At 37.0% G+C, this 17833-nt stretch carries 19 protein-coding genes; 11 read left to right on the top strand and 8 right to left on the bottom strand.

Annotation, left to right across the window (positions count from 1 at the left end; genetic code table 11):
* Nucleotides 1–45: 45 nt before the first annotated feature.
* The 3 genes from ACG9ZL_RS07235 to ACG9ZL_RS07225 form a co-directional block, all read right to left on the bottom strand.
* Nucleotides 46–1179 carry an acyl-CoA dehydrogenase family protein gene (locus ACG9ZL_RS07235; protein WP_419359571.1) on the bottom strand — a complete coding sequence of 378 codons (1134 nt, stop codon included), beginning with the start codon at nt 1177–1179 and terminating at the stop codon, nt 46–48.
* Nucleotides 1180–1383: 204 nt separating this feature from the next.
* On the bottom strand, nt 1384–2154 hold the full coding sequence (locus ACG9ZL_RS07230) for a 3-hydroxyacyl-CoA dehydrogenase (protein WP_336954277.1): 771 nt from the start codon (nt 2152–2154) through the stop codon (nt 1384–1386).
* 228 nt (nt 2155–2382) lie between these two features.
* Nucleotides 2383–2766, bottom strand: coding sequence for a hypothetical protein (locus ACG9ZL_RS07225; protein WP_336954279.1), 384 nt, complete (start codon nt 2764–2766; stop codon nt 2383–2385).
* 271 nt (nt 2767–3037) lie between these two features.
* On the opposite strand from ACG9ZL_RS07225, the gene ACG9ZL_RS07220 reads away from it, so the two are divergent.
* The 5 genes from ACG9ZL_RS07220 (at nt 3038) to ACG9ZL_RS07200 (ending at nt 7739) form a co-directional block, all read left to right on the top strand.
* Nucleotides 3038–4054, top strand: a complete 1017-nt coding sequence (locus ACG9ZL_RS07220) for an AraC family transcriptional regulator (RefSeq protein ID WP_419359569.1) — start codon at nt 3038–3040, stop codon at nt 4052–4054.
* Between the two features lie 219 nt (nt 4055–4273).
* On the top strand, nt 4274–4621 hold the full coding sequence (locus ACG9ZL_RS07215; RefSeq protein WP_336954281.1) for a hypothetical protein: 348 nt from the start codon (nt 4274–4276) through the stop codon (nt 4619–4621).
* 277 nt (nt 4622–4898) lie between these two features.
* Nucleotides 4899–5882 (top strand): aliphatic sulfonate ABC transporter substrate-binding protein, encoded by a 984-nt coding sequence (locus ACG9ZL_RS07210; protein WP_419327774.1) that lies wholly within the window; start codon nt 4899–4901, stop codon nt 5880–5882.
* Entirely contained in the window at nt 5882–6715 is an 834-nt protein-coding gene (locus ACG9ZL_RS07205; protein ID WP_419327773.1) for an ABC transporter permease, read from the top strand. The genes ACG9ZL_RS07210 and ACG9ZL_RS07205 overlap by 1 nt, the downstream gene beginning before the upstream one ends.
* A gap of 112 nt (nt 6716–6827) precedes the next feature.
* Nucleotides 6828–7739 carry a bestrophin family protein gene (locus ACG9ZL_RS07200; RefSeq protein ID WP_336954284.1) on the top strand — a complete coding sequence of 304 codons (912 nt, stop codon included), beginning with the start codon at nt 6828–6830 and terminating at the stop codon, nt 7737–7739.
* 137 nt (nt 7740–7876) lie between these two features.
* On the opposite strand, the gene prmC is transcribed toward ACG9ZL_RS07200, so the two are convergent.
* Together prmC and prfA are read right to left on the bottom strand one after the other, a co-directional pair.
* Nucleotides 7877–8695: a peptide chain release factor N(5)-glutamine methyltransferase gene (gene prmC, locus ACG9ZL_RS07195; protein ID WP_336954285.1), complete on the bottom strand. Its 819-nt coding sequence runs from the start codon at nt 8693–8695 to the stop codon at nt 7877–7879.
* Nucleotides 8695–9783 carry a peptide chain release factor 1 gene (gene prfA / locus ACG9ZL_RS07190; protein ID WP_336954286.1) on the bottom strand — a complete coding sequence of 363 codons (1089 nt, stop codon included), beginning with the start codon at nt 9781–9783 and terminating at the stop codon, nt 8695–8697. The genes prmC and prfA overlap by 1 nt, the downstream gene beginning before the upstream one ends.
* A 389-nt stretch (nt 9784–10172) precedes the next feature.
* On the opposite strand from prfA, the gene ACG9ZL_RS07185 reads away from it, so the two are divergent.
* Nucleotides 10173–10604 (top strand): YMGG-like glycine zipper-containing protein, encoded by a 432-nt coding sequence (locus ACG9ZL_RS07185; protein ID WP_336954287.1) that lies wholly within the window; start codon nt 10173–10175, stop codon nt 10602–10604.
* Between the two features lie 353 nt (nt 10605–10957).
* Here ACG9ZL_RS07185 and ACG9ZL_RS07180 read toward each other — a convergent pair whose 3' ends face one another.
* Nucleotides 10958–11167 carry a GNAT family N-acetyltransferase gene (locus ACG9ZL_RS07180; protein ID WP_419327772.1) on the bottom strand — a complete coding sequence of 70 codons (210 nt, stop codon included), beginning with the start codon at nt 11165–11167 and terminating at the stop codon, nt 10958–10960.
* A gap of 745 nt (nt 11168–11912) precedes the next feature.
* Here ACG9ZL_RS07180 and ACG9ZL_RS07175 point away from each other — a divergent pair.
* From ACG9ZL_RS07175 to ACG9ZL_RS07155, 5 genes are all read left to right on the top strand, one after another.
* Complete coding sequence (locus ACG9ZL_RS07175) at nt 11913–12452, top strand: glycine zipper domain-containing protein (protein ID WP_056512651.1); 540 nt, start codon at nt 11913–11915, stop codon at nt 12450–12452.
* 167 nt (nt 12453–12619) lie between these two features.
* A complete protein-coding gene (locus ACG9ZL_RS07170) occupies nt 12620–13633 on the top strand; it encodes an LLM class flavin-dependent oxidoreductase (protein WP_336954478.1) in 1014 nt (337 codons plus the stop codon).
* A 237-nt stretch (nt 13634–13870) separates the two neighbouring features.
* Nucleotides 13871–14353 carry an inner membrane protein YiaA gene (gene yiaA / locus ACG9ZL_RS07165; protein ID WP_336954477.1) on the top strand — a complete coding sequence of 161 codons (483 nt, stop codon included), beginning with the start codon at nt 13871–13873 and terminating at the stop codon, nt 14351–14353.
* A gap of 213 nt (nt 14354–14566) precedes the next feature.
* Nucleotides 14567–15496 (top strand): ferritin-like domain-containing protein, encoded by a 930-nt coding sequence (locus ACG9ZL_RS07160; protein WP_419359567.1) that lies wholly within the window; start codon nt 14567–14569, stop codon nt 15494–15496.
* Nucleotides 15497–15513: 17 nt separating this feature from the next.
* Entirely contained in the window at nt 15514–16071 is a 558-nt protein-coding gene (locus ACG9ZL_RS07155) for an NAD(P)/FAD-dependent oxidoreductase (RefSeq protein WP_419359565.1), read from the top strand.
* A 61-nt stretch (nt 16072–16132) separates the two neighbouring features.
* Here the strand turns inward: ACG9ZL_RS07155 and ACG9ZL_RS07150 are convergent, their stop codons facing one another.
* Complete coding sequence (locus ACG9ZL_RS07150) at nt 16133–16852, bottom strand: hypothetical protein (protein WP_419359563.1); 720 nt, start codon at nt 16850–16852, stop codon at nt 16133–16135.
* 144 nt (nt 16853–16996) lie between these two features.
* A complete protein-coding gene (gene ppsR, locus ACG9ZL_RS07145; RefSeq protein WP_004719361.1) occupies nt 16997–17833 on the bottom strand; it encodes a posphoenolpyruvate synthetase regulatory kinase/phosphorylase PpsR in 837 nt (278 codons plus the stop codon).

Genomic DNA, 17833 nt, shown 5'->3' with positions numbered 1-17833 from the left:
GCTGGTCTTGAGATAGAATTTTGATGCGCTAATCTACAATTGAACTTAATGAATCACCGCTCTTGCGATAACTAAACGTTGAATATCGGAAGCGCCTTCATAAATCTGGCTGACTCGAACATCTCGATAGATTCGCTCAACCGGAAAATCAGCGACATAACCATAACCACCATGAATTTGTATCGCATCTGAACAGACTTTTTCAGCAATTTCAGATGCAAATAACTTCGCCATTGATGCTTCTTTTAGACAAGGTAAACCTGTATCTTTTAAAGTTGCGGCATGGTAAATCAACTGCCGTGCTGCTTCGATTTGAGTGGCCATATCGGCTAAGCGAAATGCTACAGCCTGATGTTGTACCAACTCTACTCCAAAAGCTTTACGCTGATTGGCATATTCAACCGCAGCTTCCAATGCTGCTCGTGCCATTCCCACACATTGAGCGGCAATACCAATGCGACCTGACTCTAAATTCGACAAGGCGATTTTATATCCTTCCCCCTCATTTCCTAATATGTTCTCAGCAGGAATCCGACAATTCTCAAAAACAATTGTTGCAGTATCTGAGCAATGTTGCCCCATTTTGTCTTCAATCCGAGAAACGATATAACCTTCTGTATTGGTTGGAACGATAAAACAAGAAATCCCTTTCTTCGCTGCGGATTTATCCGTAACTGCAAATACAATCGCCACTTGTGCGTGCTTTCCAGACGTAATGAATTGTTTGGTTCCATTAATTACCCATGAATCGCCATCACGTTCTGCTTTACATAGCAAAGCACCTGCGTCTGAACCCGCCTGTGGTTCGGTTAAACAGAAACAGCCAAGCCATTGACCTGTTGCCAATGGTATTAAGTAGTCTTGTTTTTGTTGGTCTGTCCCATATTTTTGGATTATTCCACAAGGCAAAGAATTTTGTACGCTGACAATGGTTGAAATTGCACCATCTCCTGCGGCAATTTCTTCAATTGCCGTCACCAAGGAAATATAGTCCAAACCTGCGCCACCCCATTGATCAGATACGGTCATGCCTAATGCACCCAGTTCACCTAATTCTTTGAGTTCTTGATGAGGAAATTTTGCAGTTTTATCACGTTCAGCAGCAGTGGATTTAAGTTTATTCTGCGAATAATTCCGCATCATTTCCTGAACCATTTTTTGTTCATCATTGAGAATCATATGAGCATCCCTCTCAGCACTTTTAAATTTTAAATCACTGCAATCATGATCAGCGACCAGTCAAATCTTGTTGTTTGTATAAATTTAGGCTGAAGTCCACCTAACACGATGGTTGAGATCATGTCAGGCAGTATTGATTTTTTAAAAGTTTGCTATTGCTTGCGTTAAAGCAACTTTAGACATAAGCAGATAGATTAGACCGGATTACTTTGGCTGCATACGGATTGCGCCGTCTAATCGAATTGTTTCACCATTTAAATAGCTATTTTCACAAATATGACCAACAAGCTGTGCAAACTCTTCAGGCTTCGCAAGGCGTTTAGGAAAAGGCACCATATCACCCAGCGCATCTTGAACATTTTGTGGTAATGATTTCAACATTGGGGTTTCCATAATCCCTGGTGCAATGGTCATCACACGGATGGCATGTTGCGCAAGTTCTCTAGCCAAAGGTAATGTCATTGCAACAACAGCACCTTTAGACGCAGCATAAGCGGATTGACCAATTTGGCCATCAAACGCAGCCACTGAAGCAGTGTTAATAATCACACCACGATCTTCTTCACCTACTTGTAACTCATAACGAGAAATGACATCTGCGGCAAAACGCAGCATGTTAAATGTTCCTGCGACATTAATATTCAATACTTTTTGAAATGCATCTAAAGCATGGATGCCATTTTTACCCAGAACTTTGGCGGATGGACCAATCCCTGCACAATTAATTAAGCCATTTAATTGCGCATAATCCTGTTCCACATTTTTAAAGAATTGTTCAACAGCAATTTCATCCGTCACATCAAGTTGAACAAATTTTGATTTTTCACCTAAGCGCTTCTGCATTTCTTCGCCAAGCTGGTGATTCATATCCACCATGATCACTTTCGCACCTTGACCAATCAAATGTGTGGCTGTAGCAGCACCTAATCCAGATGCACCACCAGTCACTACAAAAACTTTTCCTTCAATTTTCATTTTATTTTCCTAGTTCATTGTTTGAATAGAGCAGTTTAAATGATGAATTAAACCCACTTTCGACTTAAGATGCAGAGTAAACATAGTCAAGCTTGAGTACAATTTCCAAAAGTTGCATCTTGTATGATGTATTTGGACAATAGCAATATTTCATAAGATCAACAGCGTCAAATCACAACATAAAAGAATAGGAGAGAATGGATCAATGCTCTTATAATCTTAAAATACTTATTTTTCTCTATAACACACATTAATTTTTCCATCGATTTGTTTATAGCACGTCCAATATTTACCAATTAACCGTGTTGTTTGCTTTTTATTTTTCTCACTTAAATAATAGACTTCAGCAACTTTGAGATGATTAAATTGATCACCAAGTCTTACATCACACTCGGTGTTATAACATATTATTGGCTTTTCAATAAAAAACACTTTTTTACTAAAATTAAGTTCAACATATTCAGCATCAGTACCAATCCCATGGACTATTAGACAAGACTTAACTGTAATACTTTCGTTTACATTCAGGCACTGTCGCTCTTTATTTGTATTTTCAAGTGCAAATACTGTGATTGGCAATACCAGTAATGGCAATAAAAGTGAATATTTCATTTTTATACATTATTTTTGACCATAGATGCATTAAAATAACAAATTATCATTTATTTTCAATGCTAATCAATTGCAACAGCTAGCCCTTTCATTCTTGTAATAAAAGATTGAGCTAAAGCCAAGAAAAAGCATATTATTCATTGACGAATCTAGAATAAAATTTGAGTATATGTTTCTGTATTCATTTTATTTCCACAATAAAATAAATGCATAATTACTTTAATTTTGTTTAAAATTTCATAAATTATCTGGTTTTATTAAAGTATACCTTGTGAATATTCAACAATTCAGTGAAAGCAAAGGCACAATTTCTATTGCATTGGTACATGAAGCCCTGAACAGTGCCCAAGATAAGGGCTATGATATAAAGCAGATTTTGCATGATGCAGAAATACCAATGGAAATATTTCAGGCAGCCAAATCACGTATTGCTGTTTCTGCTTATGCAAAACTTTGGACTAAAATAGCTGACCATATGAATGATGAGTTCTTTGGCATGGACTCGCATCAGATGCGACGTGGTTGTTATAATTTATTGTCTAAAATGGTCATGCAAGCGGATACCCTACAGACTGCGATTGAACAAATTTTGCAATATTTTAATTTTGTCTTGGATGATTTCTCCAGCAAAATGATTGTAGATGAAAATTATGCATACATTGTCATTACAGACAAATTACAAACCAAGCGCATGTTCTGCTATGCCACTTATATCATGTTGGTTCACAGTTTAATCTGTTGGTTAGCAGATCAAAGAATTTTACTCAATCAATTACAATTAAAATGCATGCCTCCTGAAGATGACAACGATTATCGCGTTCGATTCTGTGAAAATATTACTTACCAAGCAGTTGAAAATTATCTGCAATTCGATGCAAACTACTTAAATATTCAAATCAAACGCGACCAAAAATCTTGGTATAGTTTTATTAAAAAAACCCCCGAAAATCTACTATTAAGATTTAAGAATCCTTTGGCTTTAAGTTCAATGATTCGCAAGCAATTACTTTCTATTGCTCCTGCTGAATGGTTAGAACTTGGTGAACTATCTGCGCAGCTCAATATTTCAGAAGCCACTATACAACGCCGTTTAAAAAATGAAGGTAGCAGTTACCAACAACTCAAAAATGATATACGGCGGGACATGGCGATTGAACTACTTTGTAAAACCACATATACCTTACAAGACATCAGTGAGCTGTTGAATTTTCAGGATGCCAGCGCATTTCATCGGGCATTTAAAAAATGGACTGGTCTAAGTCCAGGTGCTTATAGAGAACCCAAATAACATCGTTCAATAAAAAAACGGTATTTTAGGAAATTTCTTTTAAATCAAAACTATAATAAAAAAATATATCAATATAAAGTCAGGCTCTCTGTTTACAGCTCATCTGAATCAGGTTGCAATTTGATCAAAAATGGTATATTTATTACCCAATTTAAAGCAGATTTTCTGCTTATTCCCTGTTGTACCCTCCTCCCCTTTAATCACTTTTAGGTCACTAACATGATTAAGATGATTGATGTACTAGAACAAAATCTAGTTCAAAACTTTATCCATTCCCTTTCTGCTCAAACTGAACATTTAGATGAGCTTATCGAAGGTATTTTAAAAGCTTCAGATCATGACTTTGAACATGCCATGAATGATTTTTTCAAAACCAATGATGCATCAGAAGTCGCACAAGCGCTTGATATTCACCAAGAACGATTAGATGCAATTCAATCAGGCTTAGCAATGAAAAAAGAAAATATTGCTGATACTGCAAAAATTGTTGCGCTCTGTCTGGCACTTGAAACCAATGCATTAGACCAAGTTGAAATTGCAGATAGTCTGGAAGATTATCCAGTTTAATTTACCCCAATCCAAAAATGCCTCGATACCGAGGCATTTTTTTTGTCTAATGACTAAAATTTAATTAGAATATTTTTTTATAACTCATTTCAATAATCATCTATTCAACAAACAAATATGCATATCCCAGAAACATAAATTAATTCAAATGGTTAAACCAATATTTTTTACATTTCATATTTTAAGAAGTCAATATCTGTTTTTCTTTTTTGTGCTTTCACCCTAAAAAACATACATATCTAGCTCTGTGTTTCTCTTTGAGTTTTATGGGGTATATATGAAAGTTTTTAGCAAAAAAATGACACGCTTAGTTTCCACCTTAGCCTTAAGTTTAACCGCAACGTATTCTTTTGCAGCCATCCCAACAACATTGAAATTAGACTATGCCTATTACGCCCCAACAAGTTTAGTGGTTAAAGAACAAAAGCTGTTAGAAAAAGCCTTACCCAAAACCGAGGTCAAATGGGTATTTAGCCAAGGCAGTAACCGTTCACTTGAATATTTAAACAGTGGCAGTATCGATTTCGCCTCGACTGCGGGTTTAGCAGCAGTATTGAGTCGTGCCAATGGCAGTCCGATTAAAACAGTTTATATCCAAAGCCAGCCAGAATGGACTGCATTAGTCGTAGCTAAAAACTCAGCAATCAAATCCTTAAAAGACCTCAAAGGGAAAAAAATTGCTGCAACAAAAGGTACAGATCCATTCTTATTCACTCTTCAAGCACTTGAAACGGTTGGCTTAAATAAACGCGATGTGCAATTGGTACATCTACAACATCCAGATGGAAAAACAGCTTTAGAACGTGGTCAGGTAGATGCTTGGGCTGGTCTTGATCCACTGATGGCGTCTGCACAATTGCAAACAGGTGCAAAACTGCTCTATCGCAATATCGCTTTCAATAGTTACAGTGTGTTAAGTGTAAAAGATCAATTTAGCACCCAAAGCCCAGAAGCAGTTGAGGCTGTAATTAAAGCTTATGAACAAGCACGTAAATGGGCAAAAGCCAATCCAGATAAGCTTGCAGAATTATTAGCACGTGAAGCAAAATTGCCACTTGAAGTGGCGAAGTTGCAATTGAGTCGAACTAATCTAGATCAAAATATTCCAACCGCGAAACATCTTAATGCGCTAAAGAAAGCAGGCACTATTTTGACTGAAGAGGAACTGGTTCGAAAAGGAACTAATGTAAATCAAGTTGTGGATCAACTATTTGACAGCAAATATGCGCAAAAGGTCATTGGCAAGGTTGCTGAGAAGTAATGACAAGGTCTACACATACTCAATCGATGCACAGACAATCAAATGTACATATAGCGCAGGCGGGTTTATACAAACCTGCCTTTAAGGCCAATGTTTTAAAATGGGTCAAAGGAATTACGATTCCGTTGTTGTTCATTTTATTATGTGAGTATTTAGTTCGTTTTGGATGGATTGAGTCTTATCTTCTCCCTGCCCCAAGTAGCTTAGTTAGCTCATTCAAGGAGCTTGCCGCAGGTGATTTATTTACCCATATTTATACCAGCACTTGGCGCGTATTTTTAGGATTTTTTATTGGTAGCTTATTGGGGCTAATTTTTGCACTTGCAGTGGGTTTAAACAAACACATTGAGGAATTTTTAGAACCTACATTTTCAGCAATCAAATCTATTCCAAGCCTTGCTTGGATTCCGTTATTGCTTTTGTGGTTAGGCATTGATGAAGCCTCCAAAATTACTTTAATCGCGATTGGTGCATTCTTTCCCACCTATACCAATAGCGTATCTGCCATACATGGTGTTGATACAAAGTTGTTAGAAGTGGCAAAAGTATACCGTCTGACCTATCTACAAACTATCTTCCAAATTGTTCTGCCTGCTGCATCTCCTGGAATTCTCGTTGGACTAAGAAATAGTTTAAGCCTAGCGTGGATGTTTATGATTGCAGCAGAACTGATTGCAGCTACACAAGGTATCGGTTATCTGCTCAGTGATGGTCGAGAAACCTCACGGCCCGATATTGTGATTATTGCGATTATCTTGCTGGCTGTCCTCGGTAAAATCACAGATAGTCTAATGAAATTGATTGAAAACTGGTTTTTACGTTGGAGAACTTAAACCATTCAGATACGGCTTTTGATCAGCCGTATTTTTTTAAATTGCTTATTTGCAACTTGCATTTCTGCTTTTCTCTATGAAACACTGTCGCAGTAATATTTAGGTAGACAGTATGATCATTCGAGATAAAAGTAACAGCTTCGCACTTCTCTTTGCTTGGCACGGCACCATTCTTCCCAAAGTCTTACCCGCATTAACCTTTGTTGTGCTGATCTCGACAGTTCTGGTTTACCTATCATCACATCACTATTTTACAATTCCTGCTGTACCAGCAATTGGATTTACCGTGTTCGGCATTATCCTCTCTATTTTCTTAAGTTTCAGGAATACTGCTTGCTATGATCGTTGGTGGGAAGGTCGTAAACTCTGGGGTTCATTGATTGCAACATCACGACACCTTTCTCGTGATACTCATGTTTTAAAAGAAAGCCAGCGTAAAGTTTTAATGTATCGTGTGATGCTTTTTACCTGTTTATTAAGAAATCGCTTACGCAATCAAAACCAATCCATTAATTTTTATAATAATAAAGTCGATTTAGATGAATTGACCTTTAACCAGCTGAAAAATCACCTCAATGCCTCACAATTTGTTTTAGAAGAAATTCAAAAATCTTTAGTTCAATCACTTAAAACAGGTGAAATTTCTGACATTATCTATCAGGGTTTAAACCAACATATTGTTGCACTTGGTAATATTCAGGCCGGATGTGATCGTATTTTAAGTACCCCCCTGCCTTATTCCTATTCAGTCTTATTACATCGTACAGTATATTGTTTTTGCTTGATTCTACCATTTAGCTTAGAAGCTAGCTTAGGTATTTGGACACCTGTTATCGTCAGTTTAATTGCTTATTTATTTTTAGGTCTAGATGCTTTGAGTGCCCAGCTTGAAGAACCATTTGGCCTACAAGAAAATGATTTACCTTTAGATTCGATTACCCGTTTAATTGAAAGAGAAATGCTCAGCTCTTTAGGTGAAGAACTGTTAGAGCCAATTCAATTGGTTAAAAGTAATTTGACTTAAGCTATTTTTCTAAAGCTCAACTTCAAAATATAAAAATACATCGAATTCTTTTAAAGTTTATTGTGCGTTAAAAAAGACTTTGTTGATTGAGCAATCACTGCAACCCAACAAAGTCTTTTTAAAACAACAATCCAATTCTAATTTATCCATTGACCTAAAGTCACACGATCATTTCCACCATAATCTTTAACAGTTCTGACCTGTTTAAAACCAGCACCTTTAAAAATGTTTTGAACTGCTTCAGCTTGATCATAACCATGCTCAAGTACAATCCAGCCTTGTGTCGCCAACCATTTTTTACCTTGCTGAATAATATGCTCAATATCCGCCAAACCATGCTGTTGGGCAACCAAAGCACGTTCAGGCTCAGAAGCGAGATGCTGCATATGTTCATCATCAACATCGATATAGGGTGGATTCGAAACAATCACATCAAAAAATTGACGATTCAAAGCTTTAAACCAACTTCCTAAGAAAAATTTGACCTGCCCTAAGTCATGCTTTTCAGCATTATGTAGAGCAACTTCTAGAGTTGGTTCATAGATATCTGTGGCAATAATAGACCAATTAGGACGCTCACTCGCTAGTGATAATGCAATTGCACCTGTACCTGTACCTAAATCAACCATACGAGTATCTTCAGGCAAATCAAGATTTAAAACTGTTTCAACCAAGACCTCAGTATCTGGACGAGGAACTAAAGTATCTTTGCTAACCGTTAAATCCAAAGTCCAAAATGGTTGTGAGCCAGTCACATAAGCCAATGGTTCACCAGCAGCAATCCGCGCTAAACCGTTAACATATTGCTGTTCTTGCTCAACCGTTAATTCTTGCGTAGATTTAAGTGACAAATCAAATGCATCAATTTTTAAAATATGCTCAAGTAACCAAGCATTTTCTTGACGCTCGTAACTTTCAGCTTCTCCACGTAAGGCCAAAGCCTTTGCAATATTCATTAACCACCATTTTGTTGTGCAAGCATCGCCAACTGATCTGCTTGATATTCGCGATGTAAACTGTCAAGTAGCTCAGTCAAATCACCTTCCATTACTGCATCTAACTTGTATAAAGTTAAATTAATACGGTGATCTGTCATACGACCTTGTGGATAGTTATATGTGCGGATACGTTCCGAACGATCCCCGGAACCCACCAAGTCACGGCGCATTTCAGAAGTTGCTGCATCGGCAGCAGCGCGTTTCGCATTTTCTAAACGTGAAGCCAATAATGCCATCGCTTTTGCTTTGTTTTTATGCTGTGAACGTTCATCCTGACATTCCACAACAGTACCTGTTGGAAGATGGGTAATACGTACAGCAGAATCCGTTTTGTTAATGTGCTGACCACCCGCACCAGAAGCACGGTAAGTATCAATACGTAAATCCGCAGCATTAATCTCTACAGTAGTGTCTACATCAACTTCTGGAAGAATTGCCACAGTACAAGCTGAAGTATGGACGCGGCCTTGTGACTCAGTAGCTGGAACACGTTGAACACGATGCGCTCCACTTTCAAACTTCAAACGACCGTAAACACCTTCACCATTCACTAGACAGATAATTTCTTTATATCCGCCATGTTCGCCTTCATTTTCAGATAAGATTTCAATACGCCAGTTTTGAGTTTCAGCATATTTACTATACATACGGAATAAATCACCCGAGAAAATCGCAGCTTCATCACCACCTGTACCCGCACGGATTTCCAAATATGCTGAGTTGGCATCATTGGGATCTTTAGGAATCATGAGAATATTCAACTCACTTTCGAGTCGTTCAATTAAAGCTTTGTTCTCTTTGATTTCCTCAACAGCCATATCCTTAAAATCTGGATCAGTTAACATAGCTTCTGCGGTTTCAATATCTTCTTCAGCTTGCTTGTACTTTTTCCAGACATCAGTAATTTCGGATAAATCATTATGCTCACGGGACAAATTACGAAAACGCTTATTGTCTGAAATGACTTCAACATCTGCTAATAATGCTTCTAACTCTTCATGTCGATCACAAAGTTGGTCTAATCGTAAACGTAACGATTCTTTCATTTTAAATACATTCTCAATCTAAGCCTCACCAAAAACATCGAGCTTTATAACAGCCCATTTAAAATTGGTAAGAAAATTCTAAAATTGTGCCTAGTTTACCGATTCTGCCATTTAAATGACACATTTATATAAGAACCATCAAAATAAGCAGTAGAATTTATAGCAAGATGATCAACATGATTTTTGATTAGATGTTTGTTTTCTCCATTATTCATGCTATTTGTTGACTAATATGGGTGTTTTAAATTCACTTTTAATAGAAAATATACATTCAGATACCAAACGCTATCAATTTTCAGATTCCTCTCCACATTTTTTGGAAAAATTTTTGTTACATTTGCCACATCGAATATAGATAGAACTGTCCAAATAAGGACATGGAGCAACACATGAAATTTAATACGATCATATTAAGCACTATATTAGCAGTAACTTCAGTATTGACAGTAAGTGCCCATGCTGACAACTCAACACGTATTGCAGCAACTTCTGCTCTAGGTAGTGTCGTTGGTACTGCAGTAGGTAAACAAATTGGTGGTAACACTGGCGCAATGATTGGTTCAGCAGTAGGTGGTGCAGGTGGTGCTGCAGCATCAACCAATAGAAAAGACCGTACTGCGGCTGCAATCGGTGGTGGTTTAGGTGGCGTTGGTGGCTATACCGTCGGTAAAAATATGGGTGGTACCACAGGTGGTTATATTGGTGCTGCTGCTGGTGCGGCGGGTGGTTCGGTTCTCGGAAAAAAAGTTTCTCAAGACCGCCATGCAGATCAACGTAAGTACAATAAAAAGTACTACAAAAAACACCGTCGTCATCACTAATTCATCCGTGAATGATATCAAGCACCTTCGGGTGCTTTTTTATTTTTCATATTACTCTGCTCCGTTTTCTTCAACTTCTTTTTCAAAAAAAATGACCTGCATATTTAAAAATGAGAAGTAAGTCTTTGTATAAATAAAAGTTTAAGTAAAGATTGATGCGCAGAAACATTATTTTATTCAGAAAATGCAATTATATTTTTAAAGCCTCTAGCTTGAATATCTTCACATAATTTGATTGCAGCTTCTTTTATCTAGCCCTTTCGCCTTTCTTGTTTTAGTAAACGAAATCCTAATTCAACGGTTTGATTACCATTCAATACGCATTTTCCAAAACCACAATATCCAATAATTTGCTAAGTTGCTTTTAAGAAAATCGCCATTTTTGCATAGCCATATTCTTTATAATGTTTCTCAATCTCCCAAAATCGCCCTATGGCAGACTCAGTCGTTAAAACCCCATTGGGAGAAAAAGCCATAAAATCTTCATCCTGAAATAAAGCAGAGATTTCCAATAAATCTTTTTCCATAAATGGTTTTAAAATTAAACGTTCAGTTTCGATCATTTGTCTTTAGCCCGAGCGATTCTTCATATTTATTCACATATCACTATCACGTTTCGTTATAGTCAAACCCCCTAATTATTTATACAAATGATTTTCATCCAGTCATTGATCATCAATGAAGCTAATGTTTTTTGTATGAAATCGAGAAGTTTTGGCTATGAATAAGTTTTTGTATTTGTGAATCCTAGATGGTTATCCTACCGTGTGGCGACATGGATGTCGCCGTTGGGCGGGGGTATATGAGCAAAAATAAAGCACTGCTTTGTTTGCAGCGCAAGAGCCCTGTTAAACGGAAGATTTTTATCATCTTTTCATATCTGAAAAGTGAGGCAACGCCTACGTAAAGGTATTTAAACTTTGAATGTAAGGTGTGGCATTGCAAGCTTTTTATCATCAAACAATTTATTTTCCATACAATTGATTTAATTAAAAATGCTAATTAAGAGAAATTATATTCTTGTATATAAGTTTTTTAATAGGTTGACTGTATGTTATGGCTATACATTGGTAGAGCTGCATCTCAAAAGATATTTTAATATTAAAATATCATCATGATTATTACGACAACAATATTCCCCTCATAAGATCAACATAAACTAATCATGAATAAATTAATCAGCCAAATATACAATCCACACACAAAACAGAGAAATTGCTTACATTCAAATCCATAATTATTGCTAAATGTTTCGTTATTCTAGCCTCAAGTTAAAGAATTCGAAGAAGCTTCGATCAGGAGTTTAAAATGAAATTACAAGCAATCCTTGGTGCAACTGTAATTGCAGCAACAATGATGACGACTGCACATGCAGGCAACTCAACCAATACAGCATTAACATCTGCACTTGGTGGTGTGGTGGGTGCTGCAATTGGGCAACAAATGGGTGGTTCAACAGGTGCGATGATTGGTTCTGCAATCGGTGGTGGTGTTGGCGCAGGCGCTTCATCAAATAAACGTGACCGTAATGGTGCGATCATCGGTGGCGCTTTAGGTAGTGCTGGTGGTTATACCGTAGGTCGTAATGTGACGGGAACTTCAACTGGTGGCTATATTGGCGCAGGTCTTGGTGCTGCAGGTGGTTCGGCATTAGGTCAAAAAGTCAGTGACGACCGTCGTTATGATGACCGCTATGACAGCCGTTATGGACGTTACAATGATCGTTATGATCGTAGCGGTTATCGTAATGTTGATTATCGCTATAATGACCGTGGATATCGCAAAGACAATGGCAATCATTATGGTCACTACAAAAACAAAAACCGTTGGAATAACTGGAAAAATTAATTTCATTGCAAAATTAATATCCAATTATTTAAATCAAGCACCTTCGGGTGCTTAATTTTTTTGGATAATAAAATCAACATTAAAAGCACTAAATATCGACAATTCTCGATATACATTTGCACACTTATATCGTATTATTTCGATATATATTATTTTCGAGTTTAAAAATGTCGTCTTTAACAGATACCGCATTAAAGAATACGAAGTTCTCTATCCTAGAACTCGCACCTGTTCGAGAAGATCAAACAGTTGAGTTTTCACTTAAGCATGCATTGCAACTTGCCCAGCATGCAGAACAGTTGGGCTTTGATCGCCTTTGGTTAGCTGAACATCATAATATGGACGGTATCGCCAGCTCCGCAACTGCTGTATTGCTGGGTTACATCTTAGCCAATACAAAAAATATTAAAGTGGGCTCGGGAGGGATTATGTTACCCAACCATGCACCTTTAGTGGTTGCTGAACAGTTTGGTACCTTGGCAACACTCTATCCAAATCGTATTGAACTCGGCTTAGGTCGTGCGCCCGGAACAGATCCAACCACCATGCGTGCATTAAGACGTGGTCGTCAAGAAACAGAAGAGCAATTTCCACAAGATGTTTTAGAAATTTTAAGCTATTTCGCCGACGCAGTGCCTCAGCAAAGAATTAAAGCAACACCAGGGCAAGGTACGCATGTGCCTGTGTGGCTTTTAGGATCGAGTCTTTTTAGCGCACAACTGGCGGCTAAATTAGGACTTCCTTATTCATTTGCCTCACATTTTGCACCGAGAATGTTAGGCCAAGCCATTCAGCTCTATCGTGAAAATTTTGAACCATCCGCCTATTTAAATAAACCGTTTGTATCTATGGGGGTTCCTACTGTCGTTGCCCAAACCGATGAGGAAGCAGAGTATCTAGCCACAAGTGTGTATCAACGTATTCTTGCATTACTGACAGGGCAAAGTTTAAAACTGAAACCGCCTATAGCAACAATGGAAGGCCGGTGGTCTGCATCAGAGAAAATTTCCGTACAAAACTTCTTAGGTATGGCGCAAATTGGCTCACCAGATACAGTGAAAAATGGTCTAAAGCAACTTTTAGAAAAATATCAGGTAGATGAATTTATTTTCACTTGCGATATTTATGATACTCAGAAGCGCCTAGACAACTTTAGTTTATTGATGGATTTAAAAAAATAATACAAATCAATCATGTTTTCCTCTTTACCAAAATGAAATGACAAATTTCATTTTGGTTTTTTTTGATTAAACTGCCCTATAGCTTAAATATCCAATTGATTTAAAATACTATTTACTATTTTCCACACTTAAACTTTATTTGAATTAGCTCTCATAAATTGAAAAGATTTGCCATCTCATTTCAAATCAGCATAATAGAACATATAAAAATCAGTAAAATAGTAATAAGGAACAACAATGAACCAATATATCAATAAACCCACCCCTGCTTTTATTGCAGTCAGTTGGGTGGCTTTGCTTGCTGGTGCGGCGGCCTACTGTGTCGGTTTATTCAATGCACAAATTCTATTAAATGAAAAAGGCTATTATTTAATCCTGATCCTTTATGGTCTATTTTCTGCTGTTTCACTGCAAAAAGTTGTTCGGGATAAACTTGAAGGTCAGCAAGTGACAGCAATTTATTATGGATTGTGCTGGGCTTCCGTGGTGATCTGTATTGTTCTGCTCGCATTGGGTTTATGGAATGCGACGATGACACTCAGTGAGAAAGGCTTTTATATCATGGCTTTTTTACTTAGCCTCTTCGGTGCTGTTGCTGTACAAAAGAATATTCGAGACTTGGAATATCTCAGAACTCATTCACAGCCTGAACTGCCTCAGCCCCACCCTGTTCAGCAAGTTGAGGTTAAAGAACTAGAAACACCTGAAGATAAATTTTAATTGTTAAACAATCTATTGCTCCAAATGATAAGGCTTGTCCTTTTATGACAAGTCTTTCTTTTTATCTCAATCACTTAGCTAAATTTTCACTTTCAAAATCAAATCATTACTGCGTTGATATTTTTCATCATTCCACAATGAATATCTTTGCCAATTGATTCACAGAGATATTAAATAAAATGCAATGAAATCCTTATTTTTGATAGATTTGCTATGGCTTCAATTGACTTAGAAAAAATGTTAGATAAAGTCAAAAATACACAATGGACTTTATCCGATATTGATTGGGATGCACCAGGTCGAGAGCTGGTTACAGTCGAACAATGGCCAAAACTTAAAGACTTTATGGCAGATCTGATGTGGATTGAACATGTCGGTGCTCGTGCATTTTCAGCAATGTCAAAAAAAGCTCCAACGGCAACTTTACGTGAAATGTACGCCATCTTCCATGCTGAAGAACAACGCCATGCCAATGCAGAAATGGCGCTTATGAAACGCTGGGGAATGTTAGATGGTGATATCCCTAAACCAAATAAAAATTTACGTTTAATTATTGAATGGCTGGATACCTATGCCGATGAAATGCCTTTTTATATTTTAGGCGCAGTAATTCCCATGCTTGAAGTTGCTTTGGATGGCGCTTTATGCACCTTTTTATTGGATACTGTAGATGATCCAGTTTGCCACCAAGCCTTTGAACTGATTAACGGTGATGAAGCACGGCATTTAGGGGTAGGTTTCAGTGTGATGGAAGCACAAGGGATCAATAAAAGCGTTATTGAGCTTGCCCAAATGGCTGCAAGGGTAATCGACCCACGTTTGATGCTCGGTATTTTGGCTTACTTACCACTGATCAATAAAATGCGTGACAATGTTATTAAGCTCGGGCTTCCCGAAGAAAAATTATATGCAGCAATGAATAAATTTTCGAAAATTGGCGGAAGAACAGTAGAGGGACGCCGTAACCCGTGGTTTCAAATCATTCAATTTCATGGCAAAAATGTAGTAGATCGCAATAAGAAATGGTTCCATATTCCGATTGATGCCATGGTTAGCGTGACTGACAAGATTCCTGAAAAGTCTTTACCTAAAGTTCCAAGTTGGATATATCAATTAACATCTGAACCCACTGCGACCAATTAATATAAAAAGGAAATAATATGCTCGACAGGAAAAAGAGTCAAAATGAAGGTTTTTTTCAAAATCAGCCGGAATTTTTTAAGCATTATAAAGGTAAAATTATTGCATCTACCGAGATTAAACTCATCGATTTTACAGGTTTAAACGTGGCAATTATCGGTGTAAACCAACTTACAGTCACACATCTTAGCCATGTTTTAAACAGTGCTGAATTTGTAAAAGTTTTTCAAATCATACCCTCTTTTATCTTACCGCAAACTGAAAAAGGTGTCCAAAAGCTAATCTCACACCCTTTGATCATCAAAAACCGTCGATTATTTAATCATCGTGTTAAATCAATGTTGGCGATTCGTTATCTAGAATCGCAAGTCCAGGAACAATGGTTAAAACGTCAATTGATGCCGAACTCTGCGTTAAAGAATAAAGTATTTTTAAAATCAGATAGCTACTATACAGCGGTGCAACGTAAAAACTGTAAATTAATCACTTGGCCAGTCGTTAAAATTACTGAGCATGCCGTACAAAGTATGGAAGGAATTGAACATTTAGTGGATGTGATTATTACTACTTACGAATAATAGGTTTAGAAGATTCGAGTTTAAGAGGCTTTTTAGCCTCTTTTATTTTTTAGATTAACTATTATTTGACAACACCACTATAACGATAACCCTGTGGAGTCTTTTGGTAACGTAAATAGTTATTGGTCAATTTTCCTGAAGCATTCACCACTAATATATCTATATTTTTTAAATCTTTTGAGATACGGATAAAATCATCAGCAGAATGTTCCCATCCCTGACAATCATTTTCAATACCAATTGAATCAAGTTTTTGAGTTTTGGTTTCAAAAATGGGTTGCGCGACAAATTTGCCGTTATTCAACACAAAGGAGTGAATCCGATAGCCCCTTGAACAGGTACTATTAATAAATAGACTGGTGACCAAATAAACATCTTGATTTTTAATTTTGACTTGCACAATTTTATCGATAAATCCAACTTGAGATAACTCTTGGGAAGCAAAAGCATTGCTTTGTTTCACTTGAATTAAACTATATGGTTCTCTCATCGTTCCCCCAGCAGAAACGTCCATCGTATAAAATTTGATTTTTCGATCAGGACTGTAATGGATATCCAGCATATTTTTCTCAGTGAGTTTTGCAAACGAATATGCAAAACTAGATGAATCATTTTTTATTTTATTTTCAATTTCACTAGAAATTTTTTCATTGTACTGATCACATTCACCACGCCCTGAACAGGTTTTTTGATAGTATTTTTCAACCAAACCAATTTCAAAGTTGTTCAATGATTCAACATTAATTTGTTGTGCAAATATACTTTGTACACTTACAAGCATGAAAAATGAACTTATTTTTAATATCTTATTCATATAACAAATCACACTATAAAAAATAATAAACATAAAAGAAAAAGAGCCAAATTTGATTCAGCTCACTACTGTCCTTACATTACAATACACATCAAAAAACATAATAATGGATTATCCAATACGACGTTTAAGCCCAGTCATCTGTAAAACACGTGTTGAAATCTCTTCAATCGACATCTCTGAAACATTTAAATATTTAATCCCTTCAGAAATATAGATTCCCTCGACTGCGCGTAGCTCCATCTGACACTGTGAAAAGCTCGCATAGCGACTATTAGCTTTACGTTCAGAACGAATTGCGACTAAACGTTCAGCATCAATCATCAGGCCAAATAGTTTATTTTTATGCTCTTTCAATACTGCAGGTAAGCGGTTATCGTCCAAATCTTCTTCGGTCAATGGGTAGTTTGCAACCCGAATACCAAACTGTAAAGATAAATAAATTGAAGTGGGTGTTTTACCAGAACGCGATACACCGATCAAAATTAAATCAGCTTTATCATAATGGCGTGTACGTGCGCCATCATCATTATCTAAAGCAAAATGAACAGCATCAATACGTGCTTTATACGACTCAGAATCAGTCACTGCATGTGTTTGTCCGACTAAAGTTGTAGGCGGAGTACCTAAAACGTCGGACAACTTACTGATAAGCCCTTCAAAAACATCAAGATTCACAGCATTTGCAGTGTTAATAATATCTCGAACATAAGGATCAACCAAAGTATCGAATACCAAGGGTTGTTGACCATCTTTATCCGCCCTTTTATTGATTTCTTCGACCACATTCATTGCAGCTTCTTCAGAGGTAATATAGGGAATAATATGGATATCAAACTTTACATGAGGAAATTGCGCTAATAATGAATGCCCAAGGGTTTCAGCCGTAATCGCTGTACCATCAGAAATAAAAAATACGCTCCGCTTTATTTGGTTACTTTCTGACAT

Origin of the sequence: Acinetobacter legionensis (genome assembly GCF_048551735.1) — a bacterium.
Classification (GTDB): Bacteria; Pseudomonadota; Gammaproteobacteria; order Pseudomonadales; family Moraxellaceae; genus Acinetobacter.
The sequence above is the reverse complement of the archived record's forward strand: the minus strand, read 5'-3'. Positions and strand labels throughout refer to the sequence as shown.

Coding starts and splice junctions, on each gene's coding strand:
- ACG9ZL_RS07235 (WP_419359571.1), bottom strand. CDS start 1,179: ATGATTCTCAATGATGAACAAAAAATGGTTCAGGAAATGATGCGGAAT.
- ACG9ZL_RS07230 (WP_336954277.1), bottom strand. CDS start 2,154: ATGAAAATTGAAGGAAAAGTTTTTGTAGTGACTGGTGGTGCATCTGGA.
- ACG9ZL_RS07225 (WP_336954279.1), bottom strand. CDS start 2,766: ATGAAATATTCACTTTTATTGCCATTACTGGTATTGCCAATCACAGTA.
- ACG9ZL_RS07215 (WP_336954281.1), top strand. CDS start 4,274: ATGATTAAGATGATTGATGTACTAGAACAAAATCTAGTTCAAAACTTT.
- ACG9ZL_RS07210 (WP_419327774.1), top strand. CDS start 4,899: ATGAAAGTTTTTAGCAAAAAAATGACACGCTTAGTTTCCACCTTAGCC.
- ACG9ZL_RS07205 (WP_419327773.1), top strand. CDS start 5,882: ATGACAAGGTCTACACATACTCAATCGATGCACAGACAATCAAATGTA.
- ACG9ZL_RS07200 (WP_336954284.1), top strand. CDS start 6,828: ATGATCATTCGAGATAAAAGTAACAGCTTCGCACTTCTCTTTGCTTGG.
- prmC (WP_336954285.1), bottom strand. CDS start 8,695: ATGAATATTGCAAAGGCTTTGGCCTTACGTGGAGAAGCTGAAAGTTAC.
- prfA (WP_336954286.1), bottom strand. CDS start 9,783: ATGAAAGAATCGTTACGTTTACGATTAGACCAACTTTGTGATCGACAT.
- ACG9ZL_RS07185 (WP_336954287.1), top strand. CDS start 10,173: ATGAAATTTAATACGATCATATTAAGCACTATATTAGCAGTAACTTCA.
- ACG9ZL_RS07180 (WP_419327772.1), bottom strand. CDS start 11,167: ATGATCGAAACTGAACGTTTAATTTTAAAACCATTTATGGAAAAAGAT.
- ACG9ZL_RS07175 (WP_056512651.1), top strand. CDS start 11,913: ATGAAATTACAAGCAATCCTTGGTGCAACTGTAATTGCAGCAACAATG.
- ACG9ZL_RS07170 (WP_336954478.1), top strand. CDS start 12,620: ATGTCGTCTTTAACAGATACCGCATTAAAGAATACGAAGTTCTCTATC.
- yiaA (WP_336954477.1), top strand. CDS start 13,871: ATGAACCAATATATCAATAAACCCACCCCTGCTTTTATTGCAGTCAGT.
- ACG9ZL_RS07160 (WP_419359567.1), top strand. CDS start 14,567: ATGGCTTCAATTGACTTAGAAAAAATGTTAGATAAAGTCAAAAATACA.
- ACG9ZL_RS07155 (WP_419359565.1), top strand. CDS start 15,514: ATGCTCGACAGGAAAAAGAGTCAAAATGAAGGTTTTTTTCAAAATCAG.
- ACG9ZL_RS07150 (WP_419359563.1), bottom strand. CDS start 16,852: ATGCTTGTAAGTGTACAAAGTATATTTGCACAACAAATTAATGTTGAA.
- ppsR (WP_004719361.1), bottom strand. CDS start 17,833: ATGTCAGAAAGTAACCAAATAAAGCGGAGCGTATTTTTTATTTCTGAT.